The organism is Aeromonas sp. s9, from assembly GCF_040907765.1.
GTDB lineage: Bacteria > Pseudomonadota > Gammaproteobacteria > Enterobacterales > Aeromonadaceae > Aeromonas > Aeromonas caviae.
On the sequence record NZ_JBFOCK010000069.1, the window covers coordinates 100,755 to 123,542 of the forward strand.

Consider the following 22,788-nt stretch of genomic DNA (forward strand, 5'->3'; position numbering starts at 1 on the left):
CTTGAGTCTAGATGAGCGTATCGGTTGAGCAGTTTGGCCAGGGCCCGGACCTGGTGTTGTTGCATGGCTGGGGCATGAACGGGGCCGTCTGGCACGGTATTGCCCAAGAACTGGCTGCCCACTATCGGCTGCATCTGGTGGACCTGCCCGGCTTTGGCAACAGCCCCCTGCAAGCAGGGACAGACTACACCCTGCCCTGGCTGGCAGAGCAGGTGGCGGCCATATTGCCTGAAAAATGCCATCTGCTCGGCTGGTCCCTCGGTGGTCTGGTGGCGAGCCAGTTGGCGCTGACCATGCCTGAGCGCCTTCATTCTCTCATTACCGTAGCCAGCTCTCCCTGCTTCATGGCCCGCGACGAGTGGCCCGGGATTGCCCCCAAGGTGCTGGCGGGGTTCAACCAGATGCTGGCCGGCGACTTCATGCAGACCATAGAGCGCTTCCTCGCGATCCAGGCCATGGGCAGCGAGCACGCCAGAAACGACATTCGCCAGTTGCGTCACTGGCTGGCGGAGCGACCCGCTCCCCGGCTTGCGGCCCTGGAGGCGGGTCTGGGCCTGCTGGCCGAGGTCGATCTGCGGGATGAACTGATCGGCCTGGATCTGCCCTGGCTGCGTCTTTACGGCAGGCTGGATACCCTTGTGCCGAAGGCCGCCATTCCCTTGCTGGATGCGCGTTATCCTGTCAGCCACAGTCTGGTGCTGGAGAAGGCATCCCATGCTCCCTTCATCTCCCATCCAGAGCAGTTCATCACCCTCCTGCGGCAGTTCATTGACTGAGATTTGAGCGGCAGGCTTCAATAACTCGTCAGGTTGGTGGATAATTAGCCAACCCTACAGAGGAGTGTGCCAATGCGTATCGAATCAGCCATGACGGCGGGCGTGCAGGGGTTCCAACGGGCCGAGCAGTTGGCGGGCCAGGCGTCCAGCCAGATTGCCCGTCTCAATACGCCAGCGGGTGATCAGGTGCAGTTGCCGGATGAACTGGTGAATCTCAAGGTGGCCGAGCTGCATGCCGGGGCATCCGCCAAGGTGATCCAGACGGCCAGCGACATGCTGGGCACCCTGATCGATATCCGGGTGTGACATGAACATCAACGTCAGTCTGCCGACCATCATTCCGAATCAACTGCAGCCGCAGACGGAATCGGCACAGACTGACAACCGCCGTGCAGAACTGGTGCCCCCCAGCCGCCAGATCGAAGCGTCCAACGCCGAGTCCGGCGTCGGTTCCCAGAAAGAGAGATCCCGGGCCGCCCAGGCCAATCCCGCCACCCCATCCTCGTCCACGAAAGAGAACGGCCAGACCGGCCCCGTGATGGTGGCGCACCGTTTTGTCGAGGCAACGGGGGAGGAGAGGGAGCGTCGACAACGTCAGGAGGGTGAACAGCAGGAGCAGCAAAAGCAGCAGCGTCAGGTGGCTGCGCTGGTCGAACGGGATCTCGAAGTTCGCAAGCACGAGCAGGCGCACCAGGTAGCCGGCGGCGAGCATGCGGGGAGCCCTACCTACCAGTTTTCCCGTGGGCCGGACGGCAAGCGTTACGCCACCGGAGGAGAGGTGGCCATCGACATCGGCGCCATACCGGGGGATCCGGCAGCGACCATCGCCAAGATGCAGCAGGTGCGAGCCGCCGCGCTCGCCCCGGAACAGCCATCGTCACAGGACCTGAGCGTGGCCCGTGCCGCCTCTGGCAAGGAGGCACAGGCCCGCAAGGATCTGATGACCCTCAGGCAGGAAACCACAGGGCCGCTCGGTGCTTATATGGACAATCGAAACCAGGTGATTGCCAGGCACTATCAGCAAGCGGTGAGGCCAGCCTCCCCGCATAGCCTGAGTCAGGACGTTTGATCCCGCTCCGTGCAGGCATGAAAAAGCCCCTTTCGGGGCTTTTTGCATTCTGGGGACTTATTTCTTCAGTTTCGACAGGGCAGCCGCGAAGGCGTTGCCCATGGCACCCTCGGTCGGAGCGCTCTGACGGGGCGCCTGTTTCGGTCGGGCGTTGCCGGTGTGACGCGGCTCGGCCGGTTTGCGTGCAGGCTGGCCGGCTTTTTCATCCAGACGCATGGTCAGACTGATGCGTTTGCGCGGTACGTCGACTTCCAGCACCTTGACCCGGACGATGTCACCGGCCTTGACCACCTCGCGGGGATCCTTGACGAAGCGATCGGTGAGGGAAGAAATGTGCACCAGCCCATCCTGATGGACGCCGATGTCGACGAAGGCGCCGAAGTTGGTGACGTTGGTGACCACACCCTCCAGCACCATCTCGGGCACCAGATCGCTGATTTTTTCCACCCCTTCCTTGAAGGTGGCGGTCTTGAACTCGGGACGCGGGTCGCGGCCTGGCTTGTCCAGCTCGCCGATGATGTCGGTGACGGTAGGCACCCCGAACTGCTCGTCGGTGTAGTCGGTGGGCTTGAGGGTGCGCAGCAGGCTGCTGTTGCCGAGCAGGCTGTCCACGGTCTGCTCCAGCTTGGCGAGGATCCGCTCCACCACCGGGTAGGATTCCGGGTGCACCGCCGAGCCGTCCAGCGGATTGCTGCCGCCCCGAATGCGCAGGAAGCCGGCGCACTGCTCGAATGCCTTGGGCCCGAGCCGGCTTACTTTCAGCAACTGCTGACGACTCTTGAAGGCGCCGTTCTCGTCGCGGTAGGCGACGATGTTCTGGGCCAGGGTCTGGGAGAGGCCGGAAACCCGGTTGAGCAGGGCGACCGAGGCGGTATTCACATCCACCCCCACCGCGTTCACGCAATCCTCGACCACCGCGTCGAGGCGGCGGGCCAGCTGGCTCTGGCCGACGTCGTGCTGGTACTGGCCCACACCTATGCTCTTGGGATCGATCTTGACCAGCTCTGCCAGGGGATCCTGGAGACGGCGGGCGATGGAGACGGCGCCGCGAATGGAGACGTCGAGATCCGGGAATTCCTGGGAGGCGAGCTCGGAGGCGGAGTAGACCGATGCCCCCGCTTCACTGACCACGATCTTCTGCGCCTTGGCGGCCGGGTAGCGCTCGAACAGATCGCTCACCAGGCGGTCGGTTTCCCGGGATGCGGTGCCGTTGCCGATGCTGATGAGCTCGACCTTGTGCTTCTGGCACAGCTCGCTCAGGGTCTTGAGACTCTGGTCAACCTGGCGCTTGGGTTCGAACGGATAGATGGTCGCGTGATCGACCAGCTTGCCGGTGGCATCCACCACCGCCACCTTGACCCCGGTGCGGATGCCGGGATCCAGCCCCATGGTGCAGCGCATGCCAGCCGGTGCCGCCATCAGCAGATCCTTGAGGTTCATGGCGAACACCTTGATCGCTTCCTCCTCTGCTGACTCGCGGATGCGGCCGATCAGCTCGGTTTCCATCTGCAGGGAGAGCTTGATCTTCCAGGTCCAGCTCACCACCCCCTGCAGCCACTTGTCGGCCGGGCGACTTTGCAGGTTGAGTCTGAGGTGATGTGCGATGATCCCTTCGCAGGGGCTGGTACCCTCATCCTCGCCGGTGACCAGCGCCAGGTTGAGGATCCCCTCGTTGCGGCCGCGCAACATGGCCAGCACCCGGTGGGAGGGGGCCTTGTGCAGGGGTTCGTCGTGTTCGAAGTAGTCCTTGAACTTGGCCCCTTCCTGCTCCTTGCCGGCCACCACGCGGGCGCGCAGGGTGGCGTTCTGCCACAGGTAGTCCCGCAGCTTCTCAAGGAGATCGGCCTGCTCGGCGAAGCGCTCCATCAGGATGTAACGGGCACCGTCGAGGGCGGCCTTGCCGTCGGTGATCCCCTGCTCGGCATTGAGGAAGCGAACCGCCTCCTGTTCGGGATCCTTCATGGGGTCACCCAGCAGCAAATCCGCCAGTGGCTCCAGCCCCGCCTCGATGGCCATCTGTCCCTTGGTGCGGCGCTTGGGCTTGTAGGGGAGGTAGAGGTCTTCCAGACGGGTCTTGCTGTCGGCGTCGTTCAGCTCGCGGGCCAGCTCGGGGGTCAGTTTGCCCTGCTCTTCGATGGAGCGCAGGATCACCTGGCGGCGATCCGCCAGTTCACGCAGGTAGCCGAGGCGGCTCTCCAGGGTACGCAGCTGGCTGTCGTCCAGACCGCCGGTCACCTCTTTGCGGTAACGGGCGATGAAGGGAACGGTGGCGCCTTCGTCCAGCAGGCGAACGGCTGCCTGCACCTGTTCCGGGCGGGCATTCAGCTCACCGGCGATCTGATGTTCTATTACGTGGCTTTGCATCGAGGGTCTCTTGGTCGGGTCCTGTCTAACTGGCCAGCGTGGGGTTATGTCGCCGAACAGGGGGTCTGTCCTGGCGATAGTTTAGATACCTGCCAGGCCACTGCCGCGCGGGCCGGTTCGCGCCGCAAGGCGCCGGGTGTGAGCACTATATGGGGTCGGGCAGCGGGATGCCACCCCGGCAGAAATGACGTTTCTCATACCCGGTGGGCGGACATGCTCGGTCTCTCCTGGCCTTGTCAGCCGATTTGGCAGTCAGGGTCGGTGCTGGCTTATTTGGGATAGCTGATCTCATTGACGTACCAGCAGGCGTCACCCACTGGCGTTTGCACCAAGGCTTCATCGCCCACCTCTTTCTTGAGCAGGGCGCGGGCCATGGGGGAGTCGATGGAGATGTAATCCTTGCGGCCGAAGATCTCGTCATAGCCGACAATGCGAAAGCGCTTGGTCTCACCCTCGTCGTTTTCCACCTCGACCCAGGCGCCGAAGAAGACCTTGCCCTCCTGGGAGGGGGAGTAGTCGACTATGGTCAGCTCTTCCAGGCACTTGCGCAGGTAGCGAACCCGGCGGTCGATCTCCCGCAGGCGTTTCTTGTTGTACTGGTAATCGGCATTCTCGCTGCGATCACCCAGGCTCGCCGCCCAGGCCACTTTTTTGGTGACATCGGGCCTCTCCTCCCGCCAGAGCATGTCGTGCTCCTGCCGGAGCCTGGTGTAGCCTTCACGGGTAATGAGTTTGGTTTTCATGGGGTTATCACTCCCTCGCCAATTGCATCCGGTTGCTCGGGATCTTAGTCATTGTCGCCGCGCTGTCGAGCAAAAAGCAGAGCTGGCCATCCATCCCTCCCGGCTCCGGGGCCGAATGAGGGCAATAACCGGTAACATATTTATGCTTTGTGGTTGCAGGGGGCGGCTCTAGTATGAGGGGAGACAGAAAAGAGAGGTGGCAATGAGTCAGCAATACAAGGTCCTGGTGGTGGACGACGATCTGAAACTGCGTTCCTTGTTGGAGCGCTACCTCACCGAGCAGGGGTTTGTAGTGCGGGGTGTCGCCAACGGGGAGCAGGCCGATCGCCTGCTGACGCGTGAAAACTTCAGCCTGATGGTGCTTGATCTGATGCTGCCGGGGGAAGACGGCCTCTCCATCTGCCGCCGCCTGCGCGAGGCCGGCAACCAGATCCCTGTCTTGATGCTCACCGCCAAGGGGGACGAAGTGGATCGCATCGTCGGTCTGGAGATGGGGGCCGACGATTATCTGCCCAAGCCGTTCAACCCCCGTGAGCTGCTGGCCCGGATCCGCGCCGTGCTGCGCCGCCATACCGTGGAGCTGCCCGGCGCCCCTTCCGCGGCGGAGAAGATGGTGAGTTTCGGGGCCTACCAGCTCAATCTGGCGACCCGTGAACTGAGTCGTGATGGCGAACCGGTTGCCCTGACCAGCGGGGAGTTCGCCGTGCTCAAGGTGCTGGTGAGTCATCCTCGCGAACCGCTCTCCCGTGACAAGCTGATGAACCTGGCCCGTGGTCGCGAGTACACGGCCACCGAGCGCAGCATCGATGTGCAGGTCTCCCGCCTGCGCCGCCTGCTGGAACAGGACCCGGCCCAGCCCCGCTATCTGCAGACCGTCTGGGGTCTGGGGTATGTGTTCGTACCGGACGGTGAGAACGCATGAAGAAAGTGGGCAGCATGTTCTCCCGCATGCTCTGGTTTCTGGCTGCCGTGCTGGTGGTCTATCAAGTCGTCTCCTACGTTACCTTCTACAACTACCTGCTGGCGCCGACCGTCAAGCAGATCAGCCACCTGCTGGCAAACCAGGTCAAACTCATCTTCCCGGTGGACAACAACCAGCTGGCGCTCAGTGAAGATGCCGAGGCGCTGGTCTATGTGGCGACCGGAAGCGACATCTATACCCAGAGCGAGGCGGAGCAGCACGGGCTGAATGATTCCAAGCCCTACCCCTATCTGGAGCAGAGCATCAGCCGCGAATTGAAAGGGGATACCAGGGTCAGAGTTGAAATCCAGGATCACTACATCATCTGGATCCAGCCTCCCCAGGCCAGCCAGATGTGGGTGCGCATTCCCCTGACGGAAATTGAAGATGACGACATCGAACCGCTCATCCTCTATATGAGCGTCTTGCTGGTGGTGACCCTGTTTGCGGCCTGGCGTTTTGCTCGTCAGCTGGTGCGGCCGCTGGAGGATCTGGAAGCGGGGGCCGTGGCGGTGGCGCGCGGCAACTTTCCCGATGCCCTGGGGGAGCAGGGCTCGCGGGAGGTGCGCCGCCTGACCCGCACCTTCAACCACATGTCGAGCTCCATCAAGGGGCTGATCGAGGAGCGCAACCTGATGATGGCCGGGGTATCCCACGATTTGCGCACCCCTCTCACCCGCATTCGTCTCGCAACCGAGATGATGTCCTCGGGGGATGAGTACCTCAAGGAGAGCATCAATGCGGACATCGATGAGTCGAACGGCATCATTGATCAGTTCATCGACTACATTCGCCCGAACGAGGGGCTCGATGCCCGGCCCGTCGACCTGACCCAGCTCATTCACGATGCGTTGCTGATGCAGACCGATCAGGGACTGGAAGTGGAGCTGCTCCTGCCGGAGGAGGCGGTGCGTGTGGCCTGCCATCCCATCAGCATTCGCCGTATCCTCAACAATCTGTCGGGCAACTCCCTGCGCTATGGTGCGACTCGGTTGCAGGCCGAGCTCAGGGATGATGGCCACTGGGTGCGGCTGCGACTCTCCGACAATGGCCCGGGGATTGCAGAAGAGGACTACTCCCGGGTGCTCAAGCCCTTCACCCAGGGTAATGTGGCGCGCACCGGTGGCGGGAGTGGGCTGGGGCTGGCCATCGTTGCCAAGATAGTCTCCCAGCATCACGGCACCATCAGGTTGGGGCGCTCCGAACTAGGGGGCTTGCAGGTGGAGATCCGGCTACCCAAGAACCAGCCGCTGGAGTGGATGGATTGAAAGCAGGGCGTATCGAGGGATACGCCCTTTGTCTGTCAGGGGTGGGGGTCGCTCACCTTGCGGTAGCGCTTGCCATATTTGAGTTGCTGGATAAGCAGGGCGGCGACGATGAGAATCAGCCCGATGGGGGTTGCCGGGTGAATGGTTTCGCCGATCAACAGGTTGAGCAGCACCAGAGAGGCAAACGGCGAGATGAAGATGAGGTTGCTGATGGGGGCCGTGTTGGTGGCGTGGCGCAGGGCCATCAGCCAGAGCACGAAACCGAAACCCATCTCGAACAGCCCCACATAGATGGCGCCGGCCCATCCCTGCCAGGCGGTCATGGCAAAGTCCGAGAGCAACCAGGTCGCCACGATGATGAAGGGCAGGCTGATGAGGAAGCCGAGCAGCAGGCTGACGACGGGATCCCCCTGATTGCGGGTGTTGAGGATCCAGTAACCGGCCCAGATCAGGGTCGACACCAGCGCCAGCGTGACGCCGAGCGGACTGTCGAACTGCAGACCGAACACGTCCCCCCTGGTGGCGATCACCAGGGCGCCGAAATAGCCGAGCACGATGGCGACGCCATCGCGGCGGCGCAGCTTTTGACCGAGGAAGGGAACGGCCAGCAGGCTGAGGGTGATGGCCCAGGTGTAGTTGAGAGTCTGCGCCTGCTGGGCGGGCAGCAGATCATATGCCTTGAACAGCAGCAGGTAATAGAGAAAGGGGTTCAGGACCCCGAGAGCGAGGTAGTAGAGGGGGCGACTCTTGATGTAGTCGAGCAGTAGCGGCAGTTTGCCCTGACAGGCCACGATGCACCCCAGCGTCAGGGTCGAGGTGCAGGCCGCGACCAGCAGCAGCTGTACCGGTTCAAAGTAGGCGAGGGAGATCTTGAAGGCGCTGGCCACCGTGGACCAGAGGGCGACGGCACAGAGCCCGTACTGGTAGGCTTTCTTCTGATTCTTGAGCATGGGATGCGTTCCGCAGACAGGGGCGAGGGCGCAGTCTATCAGCCTGTTTGCAACATTGTCGTTACCATCTTGCCGAGGGCGATGGGCCGATCGCAGGGAGATCCATCCGCCACACAAAATTGCGCACAATCTGTCCGCCTTCACTTGCGTGAGTGGAAAAAATCCGTATAATCCCCTCCGCTTGCCCATGAGGCAGCCAGACGATATGTCTGCTTGCTGAGCTTCCCGTTTACGAGTTGCCAGCCATACAGTCCTCCCGATATGGGAGGAAACGTGAAAAATCACACCTCTGGCGGGAGTAATCTCGGTCGGGCGGTGTTGATTTATGTTCTTTTATCTATTGGAGCTCTGTCAATGCAGAACCAAAGAATCCGTATCCGCCTGAAGGCTTTTGATCATCGCCTGATCGATCAATCCACTGCGGAAATCGTTGAAACTGCTAAGCGCACTGGCGCGCAGGTTCGCGGTCCTATCCCGCTGCCGACTCGCAAAGAGCGTTTCACCGTTCTGATCTCCCCGCACGTCAACAAAGACGCGCGTGATCAGTACGAGATCCGCACTCACAAGCGTCTGGTAGACATCGTTGAACCGACTGACAAGACCGTTGACGCTCTGATGCGTCTGGATCTGGCAGCTGGTGTAGACGTCCAGATCAGCCTGGGTTAATTACGGAAAGAGGTTGATAACAATGACAATCGGTCTTGTAGGTCGCAAAGTGGGTATGACTCGCATCTTCACTGAAGATGGCGTTTCTATCCCGGTGACTGTTATCGAAGTTGAAGCTAACCGTGTAACTCAGGTCAAATCTGTAGAAACCGACGGCTACAACGCTATTCAGGTTACCACTGGCGCCAAGAAAGCCAGCCGCGTAACCAAGCCGGAAGCTGGCCACTTCGCCAAAGCTGGTGTAGAAGCCGGTCGCGGTCTGTGGGAATTCCGCCTGAACAACGGTGAAACTTTCACTGTTGGTAGCGAGCTGAAAGTAGATCTTCTCGCTGACGTTAAGCTGGTAGACGTTACCGGCACATCCAAGGGTAAAGGTTTTGCCGGTACTGTTAAGCGCTGGAACTTCCGTACCCAGGATATGACCCACGGTAACTCCCTGTCCCACCGTGTACCTGGCTCCATCGGTCAAAACCAGACCCCGGGCCGTGTATTCAAGGGCAAGAAGATGGCTGGTCACATGGGTGCTGAGCGTGTAACGACTCAGAACCTGGAACTGGTTCGTGTTGACGCTGAACGCAACCTGCTGCTCATCAAAGGCGCAGTACCGGGTGCAACCAACGGCAACGTGATCGTCAAACCTGCCGTCAAAGCGTAACGTCTGAGGAGATAGTAATGGAATTGGTAATGAAAGACGCCAAGAGCGCTCTTGAAGTTTCCGAGACTACCTTCGGGCGCGAATTCAACGAAGCTCTGGTTCACCAGGTTGTCGTTGCATATGCCGCTGGTGCCCGTCAGGGTACTCGTGCGCAGCTGACTCGCTCTGAAGTGTCTGGTGGCGGCAAAAAGCCGTGGCGTCAGAAGGGTACTGGTCGTGCCCGTGCTGGCTCCATCCGTTCGCCCATCTGGCGTTCCGGTGGTGTGACCTTTGCTGCTAAGCCGCAAGATCACAGCCAGAAAGTAAACAAGAAGATGTACCGCGGCGCTATCCGTAGCATCCTGTCCGAGCTGGTACGTCAAGAGCGCCTGATCGTTGTTGAGAAGTTCGGCATCGAAGCGCCGAAGACCAAAGAACTGATCGCCAAGCTGAAAGAAATGGAACTGACTGACGTTCTGATCGTGACTGCTGAAGTCGATGAGAACCTGTTCCTGGCTGCTCGTAACCTGTACAAAGTTGACGTGCGTGACGTTGCCGGTATCGACCCGGTCAGCCTGATCGCTTTCGACAAGGTTCTGATGACTGCTGACGCAGTTAAGCAAATCGAGGAGATGCTGGCATGATCCGTGAAGAGCGTCTGCTGAAAGTTCTGAAGGCTCCGCACATCTCTGAAAAGAGCACCATGGTCGCAGAAAAGCAGAACACTATCGTGTTCAAAGTTGCTGTTGATGCCACCAAGGCGGAAGTCAAAGCTGCAGTTGCGAAACTGTTCGAGGTCGAAGTTGAGACCGTCCGTACCCTGAACATGAAGGGTAAGACCAAGCGCGCAGGTGCACGCGTAGGCCGTCGTTCCGATTGGAAAAAGGCTTATGTGACCCTGAAAGCTGGTCAGGACATCGACTTCATGGGCGCAGCCGAGTAAGAGGAGTTCTGAAAAATGGCAATCGTTAAGTGCAAGCCTACTTCTCCGGGCCGCCGCCACGTCGTCAAGATCGTCAACCAAGAGCTGTACAAGGGCAAGCCCTTCGCCGCTCTGCTGGACAGCAAAAGCAAGTCCGGTGGCCGTAACAACAACGGTCGTATCACCACTCGTCATATCGGTGGTGGTCACAAGCAACACTACCGTCTGATCGACTTCAAGCGCGATAAAGACGGCATTCCGGCCAAAGTTGAGCGTCTGGAATACGATCCTAACCGTACCGCAAACATCGCCCTGGTGCTGTATGCAGACGGTGAGCGTCGTTACATCCTGGCTCCGAAAGGCCTGAAAGCTGGTGATGCAATCGCCTCTGGTGCTGATGCTGCCATCAAGGTAGGTAACACCCTGCCGATGCGCAACATCCCGGTCGGTTCTACCGTTCACGCCGTTGAGATGAAGCCTGGTAAAGGTGCCCAGCTGGCTCGTTCCGCTGGTACTTTCATCCAGATCCTGGCTCGTGAAGGTAACTATGTAACTCTGCGTCTGCGTTCCGGCGAAGTACGTAAAGTTCTGGCCGAGTGCCGCGCTACCATCGGTGAAGTGGGTAACTCCGAGCACATGCTGCGTCAACTGGGTAAAGCCGGTGCTAACCGCTGGCGTGGTATTCGTCCGACCGTTCGCGGTATGGCGATGAACCCGGTTGATCACCCGCACGGTGGTGGTGAGGGTCGTAACAAGGGCATGCAGCCTGTGTCCCCATGGGGCCAGAAGGCTAAGGGCTTCAAGACCCGTAAGAACAAGCGTACCGACAAGTACATCGTACGTCGTCGTAACAAGTAATTGTTAACATAGAGGAATCACCATGCCACGTTCTCTCAAGAAGGGTCCATTTATCGACCTGCACTTGCTGAAGAAGGTAGAGAAAGCGGTGGAAAGCGGGGATAAAAAGCCGGTTAAGACCTGGTCCCGTCGTTCAATGATCATCCCGAACATGATCGGTTTGACCATCGCTGTCCATAATGGTCGTCAGCACGTTCCGGTTTTCGTTACCGAAGAAATGATCGGTCACAAACTGGGTGAATTCGCACCGACTCGTACTTATCGCGGCCATGCTGCTGATAAGAAGGCTAAGAAGCGCTAAGGGATAAATGATGGAAGCTATCGCTAAACACCGTTATGCCCGTACTTCTGCCCAGAAAGCTCGTCTGGTAGCCGATCAAGTACGTGGTCTGTCCGTAGACAAGGCTCTGAACATCCTGACCTTCAGCCCGAAAAAGGCTGCTGTTCTGGTGAAGAAAGTGCTGGAATCTGCCATTGCCAACGCTGAGCACAACGAAGGTGCCGATATCGACACCCTGCGTGTTGCCACCATCATGGTAGACGAAGGTCCCTCCATGAAGCGCATCCGCCCGCGTGCCAAAGGTCGCGCGGATCGTATCCTCAAGCGTACCGCTCACATCACTGTAGTGGTATCCGACGCTAAGGCTGGGAGATAAGCAATGGGTCAGAAAGTACATCCTAATGGCATTCGCCTGGGTATTACCAAGCCTTGGAATTCTACCTGGTTCGCGAACACCAAAGACTTCGCTGACAACCTGTACAGCGATTTCCAAGTACGCCAGTTCCTGACCAAGGAGCTGAAAAACGCTTCCTTGTCCAAGATCACTATCGAGCGTCCGGCCAAGAGCATCCGTGTGACCATTCACACCGCTCGTCCGGGTGTCGTGATCGGCAAGAAAGGCGAAGACGTTGAAAAACTGCGCAAAGCTGTAGCCGCGATCGCTGGCGTGCCTGCTCAGATCAACATTTCCGAAGTCCGCAAGCCGGAGCTGGATGGCAAACTGGTTGCCGACAGCATCACTTCCCAGCTGGAGCGTCGCGTAATGTTCCGTCGTGCTATGAAGCGCGCCGTACAGAACGCCATGCGCCTGGGTGCCAAGGGCATCAAAGTGGAAGTTTCCGGTCGTCTGGGCGGCGCTGAAATCGCGCGTACCGAATGGTACCGTGAAGGTCGTGTGCCCCTGCACACCCTGCGCGCCGACATCGACTACGCAACTTCTGAAGCCCACACCACTTACGGTGTGATCGGCGTTAAAGTTTGGATCTTCAAGGGCGAAGTTCTGGGCGGTCTGGCTGCAGTCAATGCTGCCGCTGCTCAAGAGCAGGCTCCTGCGAAGCCCAAGCGTGACAACAAGCGCCGCGCTGCCAAGTAAGGAGATTCGGTAAATGTTGCAACCTAAGCGTACTAAATTCCGCAAGACCCACAAGGGTCGTAACCGCGGTCTGGCCAATGCCGGTAACGAAGTATCCTTCGGTACCTTTGGCCTGAAGGCGACATCTCGTGGTCAACTGACTGCTCGTCAAATCGAAGCAGCCCGTCGTGCCATGACCCGTCACGTTAAGCGTCAAGGCAAGATCTGGATCCGTGTGTTCCCGGACAAGCCCATCACCGAAAAGCCCCTCGAAGTTCGTATGGGTAAAGGTAAGGGTAACGTGGAATACTGGGTTTGCCCGATCCAGCCTGGCAAGGTTCTGTACGAGATGGATGGTGTACCTGAGGCTCTGGCGCGTGAAGCGTTTGCCCTGGCCGCAGCTAAGCTGTCTGTTCAGACCACTTTCGTAATTAAGACGGTGATGTGATGAAAGCCCAAGATCTGCGTCAAAAGAGCGTCGAAGAACTGAACCAGGAGCTGCTGGGTCTGCTGCGTGAGCAATTCAACATGCGCATGCAAGCTTCCACCGGCCAGCTGGCTCAGACTCACACTCTGAAACAAGTGCGTCGTGACGTCGCACGTATCAAGACTGTACTGACTGAGAAGGCAGGTGCGTAATGACTGACAAGATCCGTACTCTGCAAGGTCGTGTAATTAGCGACAAGATGGACAAGTCCATCACCGTCGCTATCGAGCGCAAGGTAAAGCACCCGATCTACGGTAAGATCATCAAGCGCACTACCAAGCTGCACGTGCATGACGAGAACAACGAGTGCAAGGCTGGCGATCTCGTGGAAATCCGCGAGTGCCGCCCGCTGTCCAAGACCAAGTCCTGGACCCTGGTTGCTGTCGTAGAAAAGGCCTAATTCGGTACTTTTTAGCCCAAACGGCCCCCCATCGGGGCCGTTTGTTTTTTAGGCTACCTTTTCAAAAATAGCTGTGTTATAGTTTCGCGCCTTTTGAAGGCAGCCAGATCCCATCAGGGATAAGAAGTAAACAAAGCGGAGCACTAAGATGATCCAGATGCAAAGTATGCTGGGTGTTGCCGACAACTCCGGCGCTCGCAGTGTAATGTGTATTAAGGTTCTGGGTGGTTCGCACCGCCGTTATGCCGGCATCGGCGACATCATCAAGGTTTCCATCAAGGAAGCCATTCCTCGCGGTAAAGTGAAGAAAGGTGATGTGTATAACGCGGTGGTCGTACGCACCCGTAAAGGCGTTCGTCGTCCGGACGGCTCTGTCATCCGTTTCGACAACAATGCGGCTGTGTTGCTTAACAACAACCAACAGCCAATCGGTACTCGTATTTTTGGCCCGGTGACCCGTGAACTCCGTAACGAGAAGTTCATGAAGATTGTGTCCCTGGCACCCGAAGTACTGTAAGGAGTCGAACGATGGCAGCTAAAATCCGTCGCGAAGACGAAGTAATTGTTCTTACCGGCAAAGACAAGGGCAAGCGTGGCAAAGTCACTCAAGTCCTGATTGCAAAAGGTAAGGTAATCGTGGAAGGCATCAACCAGGTGAAGAAACACCAAAAGCCGGTACCCGCACTGGGTCAGGCTGGCGGCATCGTCACCAAAGAAGCCCCCATCGATGTATCTAACGTCGCGCTGTTCAACTCTGCCACTGGCAAGGCTGACCGCGTTGGTTTCCGGATTGAAGACGGCAAGAAAGTCCGTTTCTTCAAATCCACCGGCGAACTTGTGAAGTAATTGGAGTTTAACGATGGCGAAACTGCATGATTACTACAAATCCGATGTAGTAAATGAACTGTCCAAGCAGTTCGGTTACAAGACTATCATGCAAGTCCCTCGGATCGAGAAAATCACCCTGAACATGGGTGTTGGTGAAGCGATCTCTGACAAGAAGTTGCTGGAAAATGCTGCTGCCGATATGGCTGCCATTTCCGGTCAGAAACCGCTGATCACCAAAGCACGCAAATCTGTTGCGGGCTTCAAGATTCGTGAAGGCTACCCGATAGGTTGTAAAGTAACCCTGCGTGGCGAGCGTATGTGGGAGTTCCTGGAACGGCTGATTTGCATCTCCGTACCGCGTATCCGTGACTTCCGTGGTCTGAACGCCAAGGCGTTCGATGGCCGTGGTAACTACTCCATGGGCGTGCGTGAGCAAATCATCTTCCCGGAAATCGACTATGACAAGGTCGATCGCGTCCGTGGTCTGGATATCACCATCACCACTTCCGCGAATACCGACGAAGAAGGCCGTGCTCTGCTGGCTGCCTTTAACTTCCCATTCCGCAAGTAAGGTTAGGGTTATGGCTAAAACATCCATGAAAGCACGTGAAGCAAAGCGTGCGAAGCTGGCAGCCAAGTTCGCGACCAAGCGTACCGAGCTGAAAGCTATCATCGTTGATATGAACGCTTCTGAAGAAGCGCGTTGGGATGCTGTCTTGCAACTGCAACAGCTGCCCCGTGATTCCAGTCCGTCCCGCCAGCGTAACCGTTGCAACATCACTGGTCGTCCGCACGGTTTCCTGCGGAAGTTTGGCCTCTCTCGCATCAAGGTGCGTGAGCATGCCATGAAGGGCGAAATTCCGGGCCTCAAAAAGGCCTCTTGGTAAGAATCTCGGGAGTTAGACTATGAGCATGCAAGATCCGATCGCGGATATGCTGACCCGCATCCGTAACGGTCAGGCGGCGAGCAAAGTTGCGGTTTCCATGCCTTCTTCCAAGCTGAAAGTGGCTATCGCCAAAGTGCTGAAAGAAGAAGGTTACATCGCTGGCTACAACGTAGCTGGTGACGTGAAACCGGAACTGGAAATCGAACTGAAGTATTTCCAGGGCAAGCCGGTTGTAGAACTGATCCAACGCGTGAGCCGTCCCGGCCTGCGTATTTACAAGCGCACTACTGATCTGCCGAAAGTCATGGGCGGTCTCGGTGTTGCTATCGTGTCCACGTCTAAAGGTGTGATGACCGACCGTGCTGCCCGCAAGGCAAGCATGGGTGGTGAGATCATCTGCTACGTCGCTTAATAGGAGGTCGGAAATGTCTCGCGTTGCTAAGGCACCCGTCACTATTCCTGCTGGCGTAGAGGTGACTCTGAACGGCCAAGAACTGTCCATCAAAGGTGGCAAGGGTTCCCTGGTTCGTTCCATCCACGCCGGTGTAGAAGTGACCAAAGAAGACAATGTACTGAAGTTCGCCCCGCGCGACGGCATCGCTGGTGCTGACGCTCAGGCCGGTACTGCCCGTGCATTGGTCAACAACATGGTAGTCGGTGTTACCCAAGGCTTCGAGCGCAAGCTGCAGCTGGTTGGTGTAGGTTACAAAGCCTCCATCAAGGGCAATGCTGTTGCGCTGGCACTGGGCTTCTCTCACCCGGTAGAGCATGCGCTGCCGGCTGGTGTCACCGCTGAATGTCCGTCCGCCACCGAGATCGTTCTGCGTGGTGTGGACAAGCAGCTGGTTGGCCAAGTCGCCGCCGATATCCGTGCTTACCGCGCTCCGGAGCCCTACAAGGGCAAGGGTGTACGCTATGCCAACGAGCAAGTGCGTACTAAAGAAGCTAAGAAGAAGTAAGGTAACACTATGGACAAGAAAGCAGCTCGTCTCCGTCGTGCTACTCGTGCTCGGAAAAAGATGCAGGAACTGGGAGCTACCCGTCTGGTTGTTCACCGTACCCCGCGTCATATCTATGCGCAGGTTATTGCAGCCAACGGTTCCGAAGTTCTGGCCTCTGCTTCCACAGTAGAGAAAGCCATCAGTGAAGCTCTGAAATACACCGGTAACGCAGATGCTGCTACCGCTGTAGGTAAGGCTATCGCTGAGCGTGCTATTGCCAAAGGCGTTCAGAACGTATCTTTCGATCGTTCCGGTTTCAAGTATCACGGTCGTGTAGCCGCTCTGGCTGCCGCTGCTCGTGACGCTGGTCTTCAGTTCTAAGCTAGGAGTCGAAGATGGCTAAAGTCGAATCTCAAGCCGGCGAACTGCAAGAAAAGCTCATTGCAGTAAACCGTGTTTCGAAAACTGTTAAAGGTGGTCGTATCATGTCCTTCACCGCGTTGACCGTGGTGGGTGATGGTAACGGCCGTGTAGGTTACGGTTACGGTAAGGCCCGTGAAGTTCCGGCCGCCATTCAAAAGGCGATGGAACAGGCTAAGCGTAACCTGAACAAGGTTGAGCTGAACAACGGCACCCTGCACCACCCGGTGCGTGGCGTTCACTCTGGTTCCACCGTGTTCATGAAGCCGGCCTCCCAAGGTACTGGTATCATTGCAGGCGGCGCCATGCGTGCCGTACTGGAAGTTGCTGGTATCCACAACGTGCTGGCCAAGACCTACGGTTCCACCAACCCGATCAACGTTGTTCGCGCAACTGTCGACGCTCTGGTTCACGGTCAATCACCGGAACAGATCGCGGCCAAGCGTGGTCTGCGCGTTGAAGAAATTCTGGGGTAATGCGACATGGCTAACACTGTAAAAGTAACTCAAACTCGCAGCTCTATCGGCCGTCTGCCAAAGCACAAGGCGACTCTGCGTGGTCTGGGTCTGCGTCGCATTGGTCACACCGTTGAGCTGGAAGATACTCCCTGCGTACGCGGCATGATCAACCAGGTTTATTACATGGTTAAGGTGGAGGGCTAAGCATGCGTCTGAATACTCTGTCTCCGGCCGCTGGCTCCAAGCGCGTCAAGCACCGTCCGGGCCGTGGTATCGGTTCTGGTCTGGGCAAGACCGGTGGTCGTGGTGTTAAAGGTCAAACCTCTCGTTCCGGTGGCGGCAAGGTCCGCAACGGTTTCGAAGGTGGCCAGATGCCTTTGAAAATCCGTCTGCCGAAGTTCGGTTTCTTCTCTCGCAAATCTTTGGTATCTGCCGAAGTGCGCCTGAACGAAATCGCCCTGGTAGAAGGTGATGTGGTCGATCTGAGCACTCTGAAGCAAGCCGGTGTTGTTACCAAGAACATCGTATTCGCTAAAGTTGTTCTGTCTGGCAACATTGACCGTGCTGTGACCGTTCGTGGTCTGTCCGTCACCAAGGGTGCACGTGCAGCCATCGAGGCCGCTGGCGGTAAAATCGAGGAATAATCAGTACAATGGCTAAGAAACCAGGATTGGATGTTAAAGCACAAGGTGGTCTGAGCGAACTGAAGAGCCGTCTGCTCTTCGTTCTCGGGGCAATTATCGTGTTCCGCGCAGGCTCTTATGTGCCGATTCCTGGTATTGACGCCGCCGTACTGGCCGAGTTGTTCCAACAACAGAAGGGCACCATCATTGAGATGTTCAACATGTTCAGTGGTGGTGCACTCTCGCGTGCTTCTATTCTTGCGCTGGGGATCATGCCGTACATTTCGGCGTCGATCATTATCCAGCTGCTGACTGTGGTTCATCCCGCTCTTGCTGAACTCAAGAAAGAGGGTGAATCCGGCCGTCGCAAGATTAGCCAATATACCCGTTGGGGCACGCTGGTTTTGGGAACGTTCCAGGCCATTGGTATTGCAACCGGTCTGCCGAATATGATGCAAGGACTCGTGACTCATCCGGGTTTGGGCTTCTATTTCACAGCCGTTGTGAGTCTGGTCACCGGTACCATGTTCTTGATGTGGTTGGGTGAACAGATTACCGAGCGTGGGATTGGTAATGGTATCTCGCTGATTATTTTCACGGGTATCGTTGCTGGTCTGCCTCATGCCATTGGCGCTACGGCCGAACAGGCACGTCAAGGGGAATTGCACATCCTGCTGTTGTTGTTGCTGGGCTTGATTGTTTTCGCAGTGACTTACTTTGTGGTGTTCGTGGAGCGTGGTCAGCGTCGTATCGTCGTTAACTATGCCAAGCGTCAACAAGGCCGCCAGGTATTCGCCGCGCAAAGCACACACCTGCCGTTGAAAGTGAATATGGCCGGTGTGATTCCTGCGATTTTCGCATCCAGCATCATCCTCTTCCCGGGGACCATTACCTCTTGGTTTGGTCAGGGCGAGGGCAAGGTGGCTGATATCCTGCAACAGGTCTCTATGGTCCTGCAGCCGGGTCAACCCTTGTATGAGATGCTCTATGCAGCAGCCATTATCTTCTTCTGCTTCTTCTATACCGCGCTGGTGTTCAACCCACGCGAGACAGCAGATAATCTGAAGAAGAGTGGAGCCTTTATCCCGGGGATCCGCCCGGGCGAGCAGACAGCACGTTATATCGATAAGGTTATGACTCGCCTGACATTGGCAGGTGCGCTCTATATAACCTTTATCTGTCTGGTACCCCAGTTCTTGATGACTGCCTGGAACGTACAGTTCTACTTCGGTGGCACTTCGCTGCTGATTATCGTGGTAGTTATCATGGACTTCATGGCTCAGGTTCAGACCCATATGATGTCTCATCAATATGGCGACGTCCTGAGGAAGGCCAACCTGAAGGGCTACGGCCGCTAAAGGTCGGCGTAGTTACGGAGTTAAGCAATGAAAGTTCGTGCTTCCGTTAAGGCAATCTGCCGTAACTGCAAAATCATCAAGCGTCACGGTGTGGTGCGTGTGATTTGCAGCGAGCCAAAGCATAAACAGCGCCAAGGCTAATTTTTTACGGTTAGTACTTGCAACAAATAGTTGTGCTGGCTAATATAGCCAGCCAACTTTTGTTGTGTATTGGTTGACCGCCACGTATCCGCTCACGGGCTTTGTGGTGGTCGTTATCTACTATATGTAGGAGTGAATAGTGGCCCGTATCGCTGGCATTAACATTCCTGACCATAAACATGCAGTCATTGCGTTGACTGCTATTTATGGCGTCGGTCGTACCCGCTCCAAGGCCATCTGTGCCGCAGCCGGTATCGCTGAGAATGTGAAAATTAAAGACCTGGACGAAGCTCAGATCGAGAGTCTGCGTGAACAAGTAGGTAAATTCACCGTCGAAGGTGACCTGCGTCGTCAGATTTCCATGAACATCAAGCGATTGATGGATCTGGGTTGCTACCGTGGTTTGCGTCACCGTCGTAGCCTGCCTGTTCGTGGTCAACGTACCAAGACCAACGCTCGTACCCGTAAGGGTCCGCGCAAGGCTATCAAGAAGTAACGGGAAGGTAGAAAATGGCTAAAACTCCGACTCGTGCTCGCAAGCGCGTTAAAAAGCAAGTGAGCGACGGTATTGCGCACGTTCATGCATCTTTCAACAACACAATCGTGACCATTACTGACCGTCAGGGCAATGCTCTGTCTTGGGCTACCTCTGGTGGTTCCGGTTTCCGTGGTTCCCGTAAGTCCACTCCGTTTGCTGCCCAGGTAGCTGCTGAGCGTGCTGGTGAGATCGCCAAAGAATACGGCGTGAAGAACCTGGAAGTCATGGTCAAAGGTCCGGGTCCCGGTCGTGAGTCTTCCATCCGCGCTCTGAACGCGGCTGGTTTCCGCATCACTAACATTACTGATGTGACTCCGATCCCGCACAACGGTTGTCGTCCTCCCAAGAAGCGCCGCGTGTAACGCTGTAGCTACTTGGTCTAGGATTGTTGGAGAAAGAAGATGGCAAGATATATCGGTCCTAAGCTTAAGCTTAGCCGTCGTGAGGGCACCGACCTCTTCCTGAAGTCTGGTGTTCGTGCGATTGATTCTAAGTGCAAGATTGACACCGTTCCTGGTCAACACGGTGCGCGTAAAGCGCGTCTGTCCGACTACGGTGTGCAACTGCGCGAGAAACAAAAAGTACGTCGTATCTACGGCGTATTGGAAAAACAGTTCCGCAACTACTACCGCGACGCTGCCCGTCAAAAGGGTAACACCGGTGAAAACCTGTTGCAGCTGCTGGAAGGTCGTCTGGACAACGTCGTCTACCGCATGGGCTTCGGCGCCACTCGTGCTGAATCTCGTCAGCTGGTGAGCCACAAAGCCATCATGGTAAACGGCCGCGTTGTGAATGTTCCTTCTTTCCAGGTATCCCCTGAGGACGTGATCTGCGTTCGCGAGAAGGCTAAGAAGCAAGCGCGTATCAAAGCTTCCCTGGAAGTTGCTGGTCAGCGCGAGAAGCCGACTTGGGTAGAGGTTGACGCTGCTAAGATGGAAGGTGCCTTCAAGCGCCTGCCGGAGCGTTCCGACCTGTCTGCCGACATTAACGAACAGCTGATCGTCGAGCTTTACTCCAAGTAAAGCTAGCTTCTAAAGAGAGGACACAATGCTGGGTTCTGTAACAGATTTTCTTAAACCGCGGCTAGTTGACATCGAGCAAGTTAGCCCGACTCACGCGAAAGTGACTCTCGAGCCGCTTGAGCGTGGCTTTGGCCACACGCTGGGCAATGCCCTGCGTCGTATTTTGCTGTCATCTATGCCCGGTTGTGCGGTTACTGAAGTCGAGATCGACGGAGTACTGCACGAGTACAGCAGCAAAGAAGGTGTACAGGAAGACATTCTTGAAATCCTGCTCAACCTGAAAGGTATCGCTGTGAAGCTGGAAGGCAAGGACGAGGTAACTCTGTCCCTGACCAAGTCTGGAACAGGCCCCGTTACCGCTGGTGATATCACTCACGGTGATGAAGTCGAGATCGTAAACCCGGAGCACGTAATCTGCCACCTGACTGGTGCAAATGCTGAGATCAGCATGCGCCTGAAAGTTCAGCGCGGTCGTGGTTATGTGCCTGCTTCTGCTCGTGTTCACAACGATGATGAAGAGCGTCCCATCGGTCGCCTGCTGCTGGACTCCGCGTTCAGCCCCATCGTTCGCATTGCCTACAATGTCGAGGCGGCACGTGTGGAACAGCGCACCGACTTGGACAAGCTGGTTATCGACATGGAGACCAATGGTACTCTGGATCCGGAAGAAGCCATCCGTCGTTCAGCCACTATTCTGGCAGAGCAACTGGAAGCCTTCGTGGATCTGCGCGATGTCAGCGTGCCCGAGAAGAAAGAAGAGAAACCCGAGTTTGATCCGATTCTGCTGCGTCCTGTCGATGATTTGGAGCTGACAGTTCGTTCAGCGAACTGTCTGAAGGCAGAAGCTATCCACTATATTGGTGATCTGGTACAGCGTACCGAAGTTGAGTTGCTTAAGACTCCTAACCTCGGTAAGAAGTCCCTGACTGAGATCAAGGACGTGTTGGCCTCCCGTGGTCTGTCTCTTGGCATGCGCCTTGAGAACTGGCCGCCCGCCAGCATCGCTGACGAGTAATCCAGATTACGGGTTTCACAGATTTAGTTAGAAGGATAAGGTCATGCGCCATCGTTTGAGTGGTCGTCAACTGAACCGGAACAGCAGCCATCGTCAGGCTATGTTCCGCAACATGGCCAGCTCCCTGGTTCGTCATGAGATCATCAAGACGACTCTGCCTAAGGCAAAAGAGCTGCGTCGTGTAGTTGAACCGCTGATCACCCTTGCCAAGACTGATAGCGTTGCTAATCGTCGCCTGGCATTTGCCCGTACTCGCGATAACGCGATCGTGGCTAAGCTGTTCAATGAACTGGGCCCGCGCTACCTGGAGCGCGCCGGCGGTTATACTCGCATTCTGAAATGCGGTTTCCGTGCTGGCGACAACGCTCCTATGGCTTACATTGAGCTGGTAGACCGCCCGGCCGCTGCTGAAGCAGCTGCTGAGTGATAAAAGAAAAAGCCGGGCTTGTCCCGGCTTTTCTTTTGGTGGATTCTGATACTGCCTCTACTGCCTCTACTGCCTCTACTGCCTCTACTGCCTCTACTGCCTCTACTGCCTCTACTGCCTCTACTGCCTCTACTGCCTCTACTGCCTCTACTGCCTCTACTGCCTCTACTGCCTCTACTGCCTCTACTGCCTCTACTGCCTCTACTGCCTCTACTGCCTTACTTTGTAAGTGAGCGATGATTTTTCAATAGTCTCTATATTAAGTCTTTATCTCTACCTGAACGACAGCGGTTCGTGTTACATAGCCCAGAGTAGGGCAATGTCATTGTCCATCTGACGTATGTAGGGCAATGTCATTGTCCATCTGACGTATTAAGCAGGCCGTGAGTGATGGCGTGTGGCTGCTGTAGTGCCGTTGAGGGCTTCTCCTGTGGATAAGCCTGTATAAAAGCTGTGCTTGGACATGAATAACTAAAAAAGTGCCGATTTTTGCAATTTTATTGCATGGGAGGGGTTGCCAGAACGAATTCGCTCCCTATAATGCGCACTCCATCGACAGTGCAAGCGGCAACGCAAAGCCTGAGCCGATAGCCTCGAAAAGCCTTTGAAAATAAGGCTTGACTCGAGAAGGCGGTTGAGTAGAATGCCACTCCCGCAGCAGCGCAAAAGCTGCGTCGCTC

At 56.7% G+C, this 22,788-nt stretch carries 36 protein-coding genes; 33 read left to right on the top strand and 3 right to left on the bottom strand.

All coding sequences use genetic code 11. The features are described 5' to 3' along the window. Positions 1–11 precede the first annotated feature (11 nt). From bioH to AB5Y54_RS14295, 3 genes are all read left to right on the top strand, one after another. Positions 12–776: a pimeloyl-ACP methyl ester esterase BioH gene (gene bioH / locus AB5Y54_RS14285; protein ID WP_368153938.1), complete on the top strand. Its 765-nt coding sequence runs from the start codon at positions 12–14 to the stop codon at positions 774–776. 72 nt (positions 777–848) lie between these two features. Then, on the top strand, positions 849–1,082 hold the full coding sequence (locus tag AB5Y54_RS14290; RefSeq protein WP_010672552.1) for a hypothetical protein: 234 nt from the start codon (positions 849–851) through the stop codon (positions 1,080–1,082). 1 nt (position 1,083) lies between these two features. After that, a complete protein-coding gene (locus AB5Y54_RS14295; RefSeq protein ID WP_368153939.1) occupies positions 1,084–1,845 on the top strand; it encodes a putative metalloprotease CJM1_0395 family protein in 762 nt (253 codons plus the stop codon). 57 nt (positions 1,846–1,902) lie between these two features. Here AB5Y54_RS14295 and AB5Y54_RS14300 read toward each other — a convergent pair whose 3' ends face one another. Together AB5Y54_RS14300 and greB are read right to left on the bottom strand one after the other, a co-directional pair. After that, on the bottom strand, positions 1,903–4,209 hold the full coding sequence (locus tag AB5Y54_RS14300; protein WP_368153940.1) for a Tex family protein: 2,307 nt from the start codon (positions 4,207–4,209) through the stop codon (positions 1,903–1,905). A 269-nt stretch (positions 4,210–4,478) separates the two neighbouring features. Beyond that, positions 4,479–4,952, bottom strand: a complete 474-nt coding sequence (gene greB / locus AB5Y54_RS14305; protein WP_045522388.1) for a transcription elongation factor GreB — start codon at positions 4,950–4,952, stop codon at positions 4,479–4,481. Between the two features lie 202 nt (positions 4,953–5,154). Between greB and ompR the strand changes: the two genes are divergently transcribed. Then, positions 5,155–5,874 carry a two-component system response regulator OmpR gene (ompR, locus tag AB5Y54_RS14310; protein WP_010672556.1) on the top strand — a complete coding sequence of 240 codons (720 nt, stop codon included), beginning with the start codon at positions 5,155–5,157 and terminating at the stop codon, positions 5,872–5,874. Continuing rightward, entirely contained in the window at positions 5,871–7,181 is a 1,311-nt protein-coding gene (envZ, locus tag AB5Y54_RS14315; RefSeq protein ID WP_164882882.1) for a two-component system sensor histidine kinase EnvZ, read from the top strand. Before ompR ends, envZ begins: the two co-directional genes overlap by 4 nt. A gap of 35 nt (positions 7,182–7,216) precedes the next feature. Here envZ and AB5Y54_RS14320 read toward each other — a convergent pair whose 3' ends face one another. Further along, entirely contained in the window at positions 7,217–8,131 is a 915-nt protein-coding gene (locus AB5Y54_RS14320) for a DMT family transporter (protein WP_134996704.1), read from the bottom strand. Positions 8,132–8,485: 354 nt separating this feature from the next. Here AB5Y54_RS14320 and rpsJ point away from each other — a divergent pair, with 354 nt between their 5' ends. From rpsJ to rplQ, 28 genes are all read left to right on the top strand, one after another. Next, positions 8,486–8,797 carry a 30S ribosomal protein S10 gene (gene rpsJ, locus AB5Y54_RS14325; protein WP_005307944.1) on the top strand — a complete coding sequence of 104 codons (312 nt, stop codon included), beginning with the start codon at positions 8,486–8,488 and terminating at the stop codon, positions 8,795–8,797. 22 nt (positions 8,798–8,819) lie between these two features. Continuing rightward, a complete protein-coding gene (gene rplC, locus AB5Y54_RS14330; RefSeq protein WP_010672559.1) occupies positions 8,820–9,452 on the top strand; it encodes a 50S ribosomal protein L3 in 633 nt (210 codons plus the stop codon). A gap of 17 nt (positions 9,453–9,469) precedes the next feature. Beyond that, positions 9,470–10,075: a 50S ribosomal protein L4 gene (rplD, locus tag AB5Y54_RS14335; protein WP_005340616.1), complete on the top strand. Its 606-nt coding sequence runs from the start codon at positions 9,470–9,472 to the stop codon at positions 10,073–10,075. Beyond that, positions 10,075–10,374 (top strand): 50S ribosomal protein L23, encoded by a 300-nt coding sequence (gene rplW, locus AB5Y54_RS14340; protein ID WP_342690021.1) that lies wholly within the window; start codon positions 10,075–10,077, stop codon positions 10,372–10,374. Before rplD ends, rplW begins: the two co-directional genes overlap by 1 nt. Positions 10,375–10,389: 15 nt before the next feature. Next, a complete protein-coding gene (gene rplB / locus AB5Y54_RS14345; RefSeq protein WP_010672560.1) occupies positions 10,390–11,211 on the top strand; it encodes a 50S ribosomal protein L2 in 822 nt (273 codons plus the stop codon). Positions 11,212–11,233: 22 nt separating this feature from the next. Continuing rightward, complete coding sequence (rpsS, locus tag AB5Y54_RS14350; RefSeq protein ID WP_005307960.1) at positions 11,234–11,512, top strand: 30S ribosomal protein S19; 279 nt, start codon at positions 11,234–11,236, stop codon at positions 11,510–11,512. Positions 11,513–11,522: 10 nt separating this feature from the next. After that, on the top strand, positions 11,523–11,867 hold the full coding sequence (gene rplV, locus AB5Y54_RS14355) for a 50S ribosomal protein L22 (protein WP_010672561.1): 345 nt from the start codon (positions 11,523–11,525) through the stop codon (positions 11,865–11,867). A 3-nt stretch (positions 11,868–11,870) separates the two neighbouring features. After that, positions 11,871–12,584: a 30S ribosomal protein S3 gene (gene rpsC / locus AB5Y54_RS14360; protein WP_005331168.1), complete on the top strand. Its 714-nt coding sequence runs from the start codon at positions 11,871–11,873 to the stop codon at positions 12,582–12,584. 13 nt (positions 12,585–12,597) lie between these two features. Continuing rightward, entirely contained in the window at positions 12,598–13,011 is a 414-nt protein-coding gene (rplP, locus tag AB5Y54_RS14365; protein WP_010672562.1) for a 50S ribosomal protein L16, read from the top strand. Beyond that, a complete protein-coding gene (gene rpmC / locus AB5Y54_RS14370) occupies positions 13,011–13,202 on the top strand; it encodes a 50S ribosomal protein L29 (protein WP_005307965.1) in 192 nt (63 codons plus the stop codon). The genes rplP and rpmC overlap by 1 nt, the downstream gene beginning before the upstream one ends. Next, on the top strand, positions 13,202–13,450 hold the full coding sequence (rpsQ, locus tag AB5Y54_RS14375) for a 30S ribosomal protein S17 (RefSeq protein ID WP_005307966.1): 249 nt from the start codon (positions 13,202–13,204) through the stop codon (positions 13,448–13,450). The genes rpmC and rpsQ overlap by 1 nt, the downstream gene beginning before the upstream one ends. Positions 13,451–13,598: 148 nt before the next feature. After that, on the top strand, positions 13,599–13,967 hold the full coding sequence (gene rplN, locus AB5Y54_RS14380) for a 50S ribosomal protein L14 (protein ID WP_005307975.1): 369 nt from the start codon (positions 13,599–13,601) through the stop codon (positions 13,965–13,967). Positions 13,968–13,978: 11 nt separating this feature from the next. Beyond that, complete coding sequence (gene rplX / locus AB5Y54_RS14385) at positions 13,979–14,296, top strand: 50S ribosomal protein L24 (RefSeq protein WP_005307977.1); 318 nt, start codon at positions 13,979–13,981, stop codon at positions 14,294–14,296. Positions 14,297–14,309: 13 nt separating this feature from the next. Then, entirely contained in the window at positions 14,310–14,849 is a 540-nt protein-coding gene (gene rplE, locus AB5Y54_RS14390) for a 50S ribosomal protein L5 (RefSeq protein ID WP_005331162.1), read from the top strand. A gap of 10 nt (positions 14,850–14,859) precedes the next feature. After that, on the top strand, positions 14,860–15,165 hold the full coding sequence (gene rpsN / locus AB5Y54_RS14395; protein WP_005331161.1) for a 30S ribosomal protein S14: 306 nt from the start codon (positions 14,860–14,862) through the stop codon (positions 15,163–15,165). Between the two features lie 19 nt (positions 15,166–15,184). Then, positions 15,185–15,577: a 30S ribosomal protein S8 gene (rpsH, locus tag AB5Y54_RS14400; protein ID WP_010672564.1), complete on the top strand. Its 393-nt coding sequence runs from the start codon at positions 15,185–15,187 to the stop codon at positions 15,575–15,577. Between the two features lie 13 nt (positions 15,578–15,590). Next, entirely contained in the window at positions 15,591–16,124 is a 534-nt protein-coding gene (gene rplF, locus AB5Y54_RS14405; RefSeq protein WP_010672565.1) for a 50S ribosomal protein L6, read from the top strand. Positions 16,125–16,133: 9 nt separating this feature from the next. Continuing rightward, positions 16,134–16,487, top strand: coding sequence for a 50S ribosomal protein L18 (gene rplR / locus AB5Y54_RS14410; protein ID WP_010672566.1), 354 nt, complete (start codon positions 16,134–16,136; stop codon positions 16,485–16,487). Positions 16,488–16,501: 14 nt separating this feature from the next. Then, positions 16,502–17,002: a 30S ribosomal protein S5 gene (rpsE, locus tag AB5Y54_RS14415; protein ID WP_005340605.1), complete on the top strand. Its 501-nt coding sequence runs from the start codon at positions 16,502–16,504 to the stop codon at positions 17,000–17,002. A 6-nt stretch (positions 17,003–17,008) separates the two neighbouring features. Next, the gene (gene rpmD / locus AB5Y54_RS14420; RefSeq protein WP_005307985.1) at positions 17,009–17,188 is read left to right on the top strand and encodes a 50S ribosomal protein L30; all 180 of its coding nucleotides are present in this window, start codon (positions 17,009–17,011) and stop codon (positions 17,186–17,188) included. Between the two features lie 2 nt (positions 17,189–17,190). Next, entirely contained in the window at positions 17,191–17,628 is a 438-nt protein-coding gene (rplO, locus tag AB5Y54_RS14425) for a 50S ribosomal protein L15 (protein WP_025325390.1), read from the top strand. A gap of 8 nt (positions 17,629–17,636) precedes the next feature. Continuing rightward, entirely contained in the window at positions 17,637–18,965 is a 1,329-nt protein-coding gene (gene secY / locus AB5Y54_RS14430; protein ID WP_005307989.1) for a preprotein translocase subunit SecY, read from the top strand. Between the two features lie 27 nt (positions 18,966–18,992). Beyond that, positions 18,993–19,106 carry a 50S ribosomal protein L36 gene (rpmJ, locus tag AB5Y54_RS14435; protein WP_005319705.1) on the top strand — a complete coding sequence of 38 codons (114 nt, stop codon included), beginning with the start codon at positions 18,993–18,995 and terminating at the stop codon, positions 19,104–19,106. 139 nt (positions 19,107–19,245) lie between these two features. Continuing rightward, the gene (gene rpsM, locus AB5Y54_RS14440) at positions 19,246–19,602 is read left to right on the top strand and encodes a 30S ribosomal protein S13 (protein ID WP_005307991.1); all 357 of its coding nucleotides are present in this window, start codon (positions 19,246–19,248) and stop codon (positions 19,600–19,602) included. Positions 19,603–19,616: 14 nt separating this feature from the next. Then, a complete protein-coding gene (gene rpsK / locus AB5Y54_RS14445; RefSeq protein WP_005319702.1) occupies positions 19,617–20,006 on the top strand; it encodes a 30S ribosomal protein S11 in 390 nt (129 codons plus the stop codon). Between the two features lie 39 nt (positions 20,007–20,045). Beyond that, positions 20,046–20,666 carry a 30S ribosomal protein S4 gene (rpsD, locus tag AB5Y54_RS14450; RefSeq protein ID WP_010672568.1) on the top strand — a complete coding sequence of 207 codons (621 nt, stop codon included), beginning with the start codon at positions 20,046–20,048 and terminating at the stop codon, positions 20,664–20,666. A 25-nt stretch (positions 20,667–20,691) separates the two neighbouring features. Further along, on the top strand, positions 20,692–21,681 hold the full coding sequence (gene rpoA, locus AB5Y54_RS14455; RefSeq protein ID WP_005307997.1) for a DNA-directed RNA polymerase subunit alpha: 990 nt from the start codon (positions 20,692–20,694) through the stop codon (positions 21,679–21,681). A 43-nt stretch (positions 21,682–21,724) separates the two neighbouring features. After that, the gene (rplQ, locus tag AB5Y54_RS14460) at positions 21,725–22,108 is read left to right on the top strand and encodes a 50S ribosomal protein L17 (protein ID WP_005307999.1); all 384 of its coding nucleotides are present in this window, start codon (positions 21,725–21,727) and stop codon (positions 22,106–22,108) included. The last annotated feature ends 680 nt before the right edge of the window (positions 22,109–22,788 follow it).

Coding starts and splice junctions, on each gene's coding strand:
- rplP (WP_010672562.1), top strand. CDS start 12,598: ATGTTGCAACCTAAGCGTACTAAATTCCGCAAGACCCACAAGGGTCGT.
- rpmD (WP_005307985.1), top strand. CDS start 17,009: ATGGCTAACACTGTAAAAGTAACTCAAACTCGCAGCTCTATCGGCCGT.
- rplX (WP_005307977.1), top strand. CDS start 13,979: ATGGCAGCTAAAATCCGTCGCGAAGACGAAGTAATTGTTCTTACCGGC.
- rpsH (WP_010672564.1), top strand. CDS start 15,185: ATGAGCATGCAAGATCCGATCGCGGATATGCTGACCCGCATCCGTAAC.
- rpoA (WP_005307997.1), top strand. CDS start 20,692: ATGCTGGGTTCTGTAACAGATTTTCTTAAACCGCGGCTAGTTGACATC.
- AB5Y54_RS14320 (WP_134996704.1), bottom strand. CDS start 8,131: ATGCTCAAGAATCAGAAGAAAGCCTACCAGTACGGGCTCTGTGCCGTC.
- rplC (WP_010672559.1), top strand. CDS start 8,820: ATGACAATCGGTCTTGTAGGTCGCAAAGTGGGTATGACTCGCATCTTC.
- rplO (WP_025325390.1), top strand. CDS start 17,191: ATGCGTCTGAATACTCTGTCTCCGGCCGCTGGCTCCAAGCGCGTCAAG.
- rpmJ (WP_005319705.1), top strand. CDS start 18,993: ATGAAAGTTCGTGCTTCCGTTAAGGCAATCTGCCGTAACTGCAAAATC.
- rplE (WP_005331162.1), top strand. CDS start 14,310: ATGGCGAAACTGCATGATTACTACAAATCCGATGTAGTAAATGAACTG.
- rplQ (WP_005307999.1), top strand. CDS start 21,725: ATGCGCCATCGTTTGAGTGGTCGTCAACTGAACCGGAACAGCAGCCAT.
- rpsE (WP_005340605.1), top strand. CDS start 16,502: ATGGCTAAAGTCGAATCTCAAGCCGGCGAACTGCAAGAAAAGCTCATT.
- ompR (WP_010672556.1), top strand. CDS start 5,155: ATGAGTCAGCAATACAAGGTCCTGGTGGTGGACGACGATCTGAAACTG.
- rplB (WP_010672560.1), top strand. CDS start 10,390: ATGGCAATCGTTAAGTGCAAGCCTACTTCTCCGGGCCGCCGCCACGTC.
- rpsS (WP_005307960.1), top strand. CDS start 11,234: ATGCCACGTTCTCTCAAGAAGGGTCCATTTATCGACCTGCACTTGCTG.
- rpsQ (WP_005307966.1), top strand. CDS start 13,202: ATGACTGACAAGATCCGTACTCTGCAAGGTCGTGTAATTAGCGACAAG.
- rpsJ (WP_005307944.1), top strand. CDS start 8,486: ATGCAGAACCAAAGAATCCGTATCCGCCTGAAGGCTTTTGATCATCGC.
- rpsD (WP_010672568.1), top strand. CDS start 20,046: ATGGCAAGATATATCGGTCCTAAGCTTAAGCTTAGCCGTCGTGAGGGC.
- rplN (WP_005307975.1), top strand. CDS start 13,599: ATGATCCAGATGCAAAGTATGCTGGGTGTTGCCGACAACTCCGGCGCT.
- rplF (WP_010672565.1), top strand. CDS start 15,591: ATGTCTCGCGTTGCTAAGGCACCCGTCACTATTCCTGCTGGCGTAGAG.
- bioH (WP_368153938.1), top strand. CDS start 12: ATGAGCGTATCGGTTGAGCAGTTTGGCCAGGGCCCGGACCTGGTGTTG.
- rplV (WP_010672561.1), top strand. CDS start 11,523: ATGGAAGCTATCGCTAAACACCGTTATGCCCGTACTTCTGCCCAGAAA.
- greB (WP_045522388.1), bottom strand. CDS start 4,952: ATGAAAACCAAACTCATTACCCGTGAAGGCTACACCAGGCTCCGGCAG.
- rpsN (WP_005331161.1), top strand. CDS start 14,860: ATGGCTAAAACATCCATGAAAGCACGTGAAGCAAAGCGTGCGAAGCTG.
- rplD (WP_005340616.1), top strand. CDS start 9,470: ATGGAATTGGTAATGAAAGACGCCAAGAGCGCTCTTGAAGTTTCCGAG.
- rpsC (WP_005331168.1), top strand. CDS start 11,871: ATGGGTCAGAAAGTACATCCTAATGGCATTCGCCTGGGTATTACCAAG.
- rpsK (WP_005319702.1), top strand. CDS start 19,617: ATGGCTAAAACTCCGACTCGTGCTCGCAAGCGCGTTAAAAAGCAAGTG.
- AB5Y54_RS14295 (WP_368153939.1), top strand. CDS start 1,084: ATGAACATCAACGTCAGTCTGCCGACCATCATTCCGAATCAACTGCAG.
- AB5Y54_RS14290 (WP_010672552.1), top strand. CDS start 849: ATGCGTATCGAATCAGCCATGACGGCGGGCGTGCAGGGGTTCCAACGG.
- AB5Y54_RS14300 (WP_368153940.1), bottom strand. CDS start 4,209: ATGCAAAGCCACGTAATAGAACATCAGATCGCCGGTGAGCTGAATGCC.
- secY (WP_005307989.1), top strand. CDS start 17,637: ATGGCTAAGAAACCAGGATTGGATGTTAAAGCACAAGGTGGTCTGAGC.
- rplR (WP_010672566.1), top strand. CDS start 16,134: ATGGACAAGAAAGCAGCTCGTCTCCGTCGTGCTACTCGTGCTCGGAAA.
- rpmC (WP_005307965.1), top strand. CDS start 13,011: ATGAAAGCCCAAGATCTGCGTCAAAAGAGCGTCGAAGAACTGAACCAG.
- envZ (WP_164882882.1), top strand. CDS start 5,871: ATGAAGAAAGTGGGCAGCATGTTCTCCCGCATGCTCTGGTTTCTGGCT.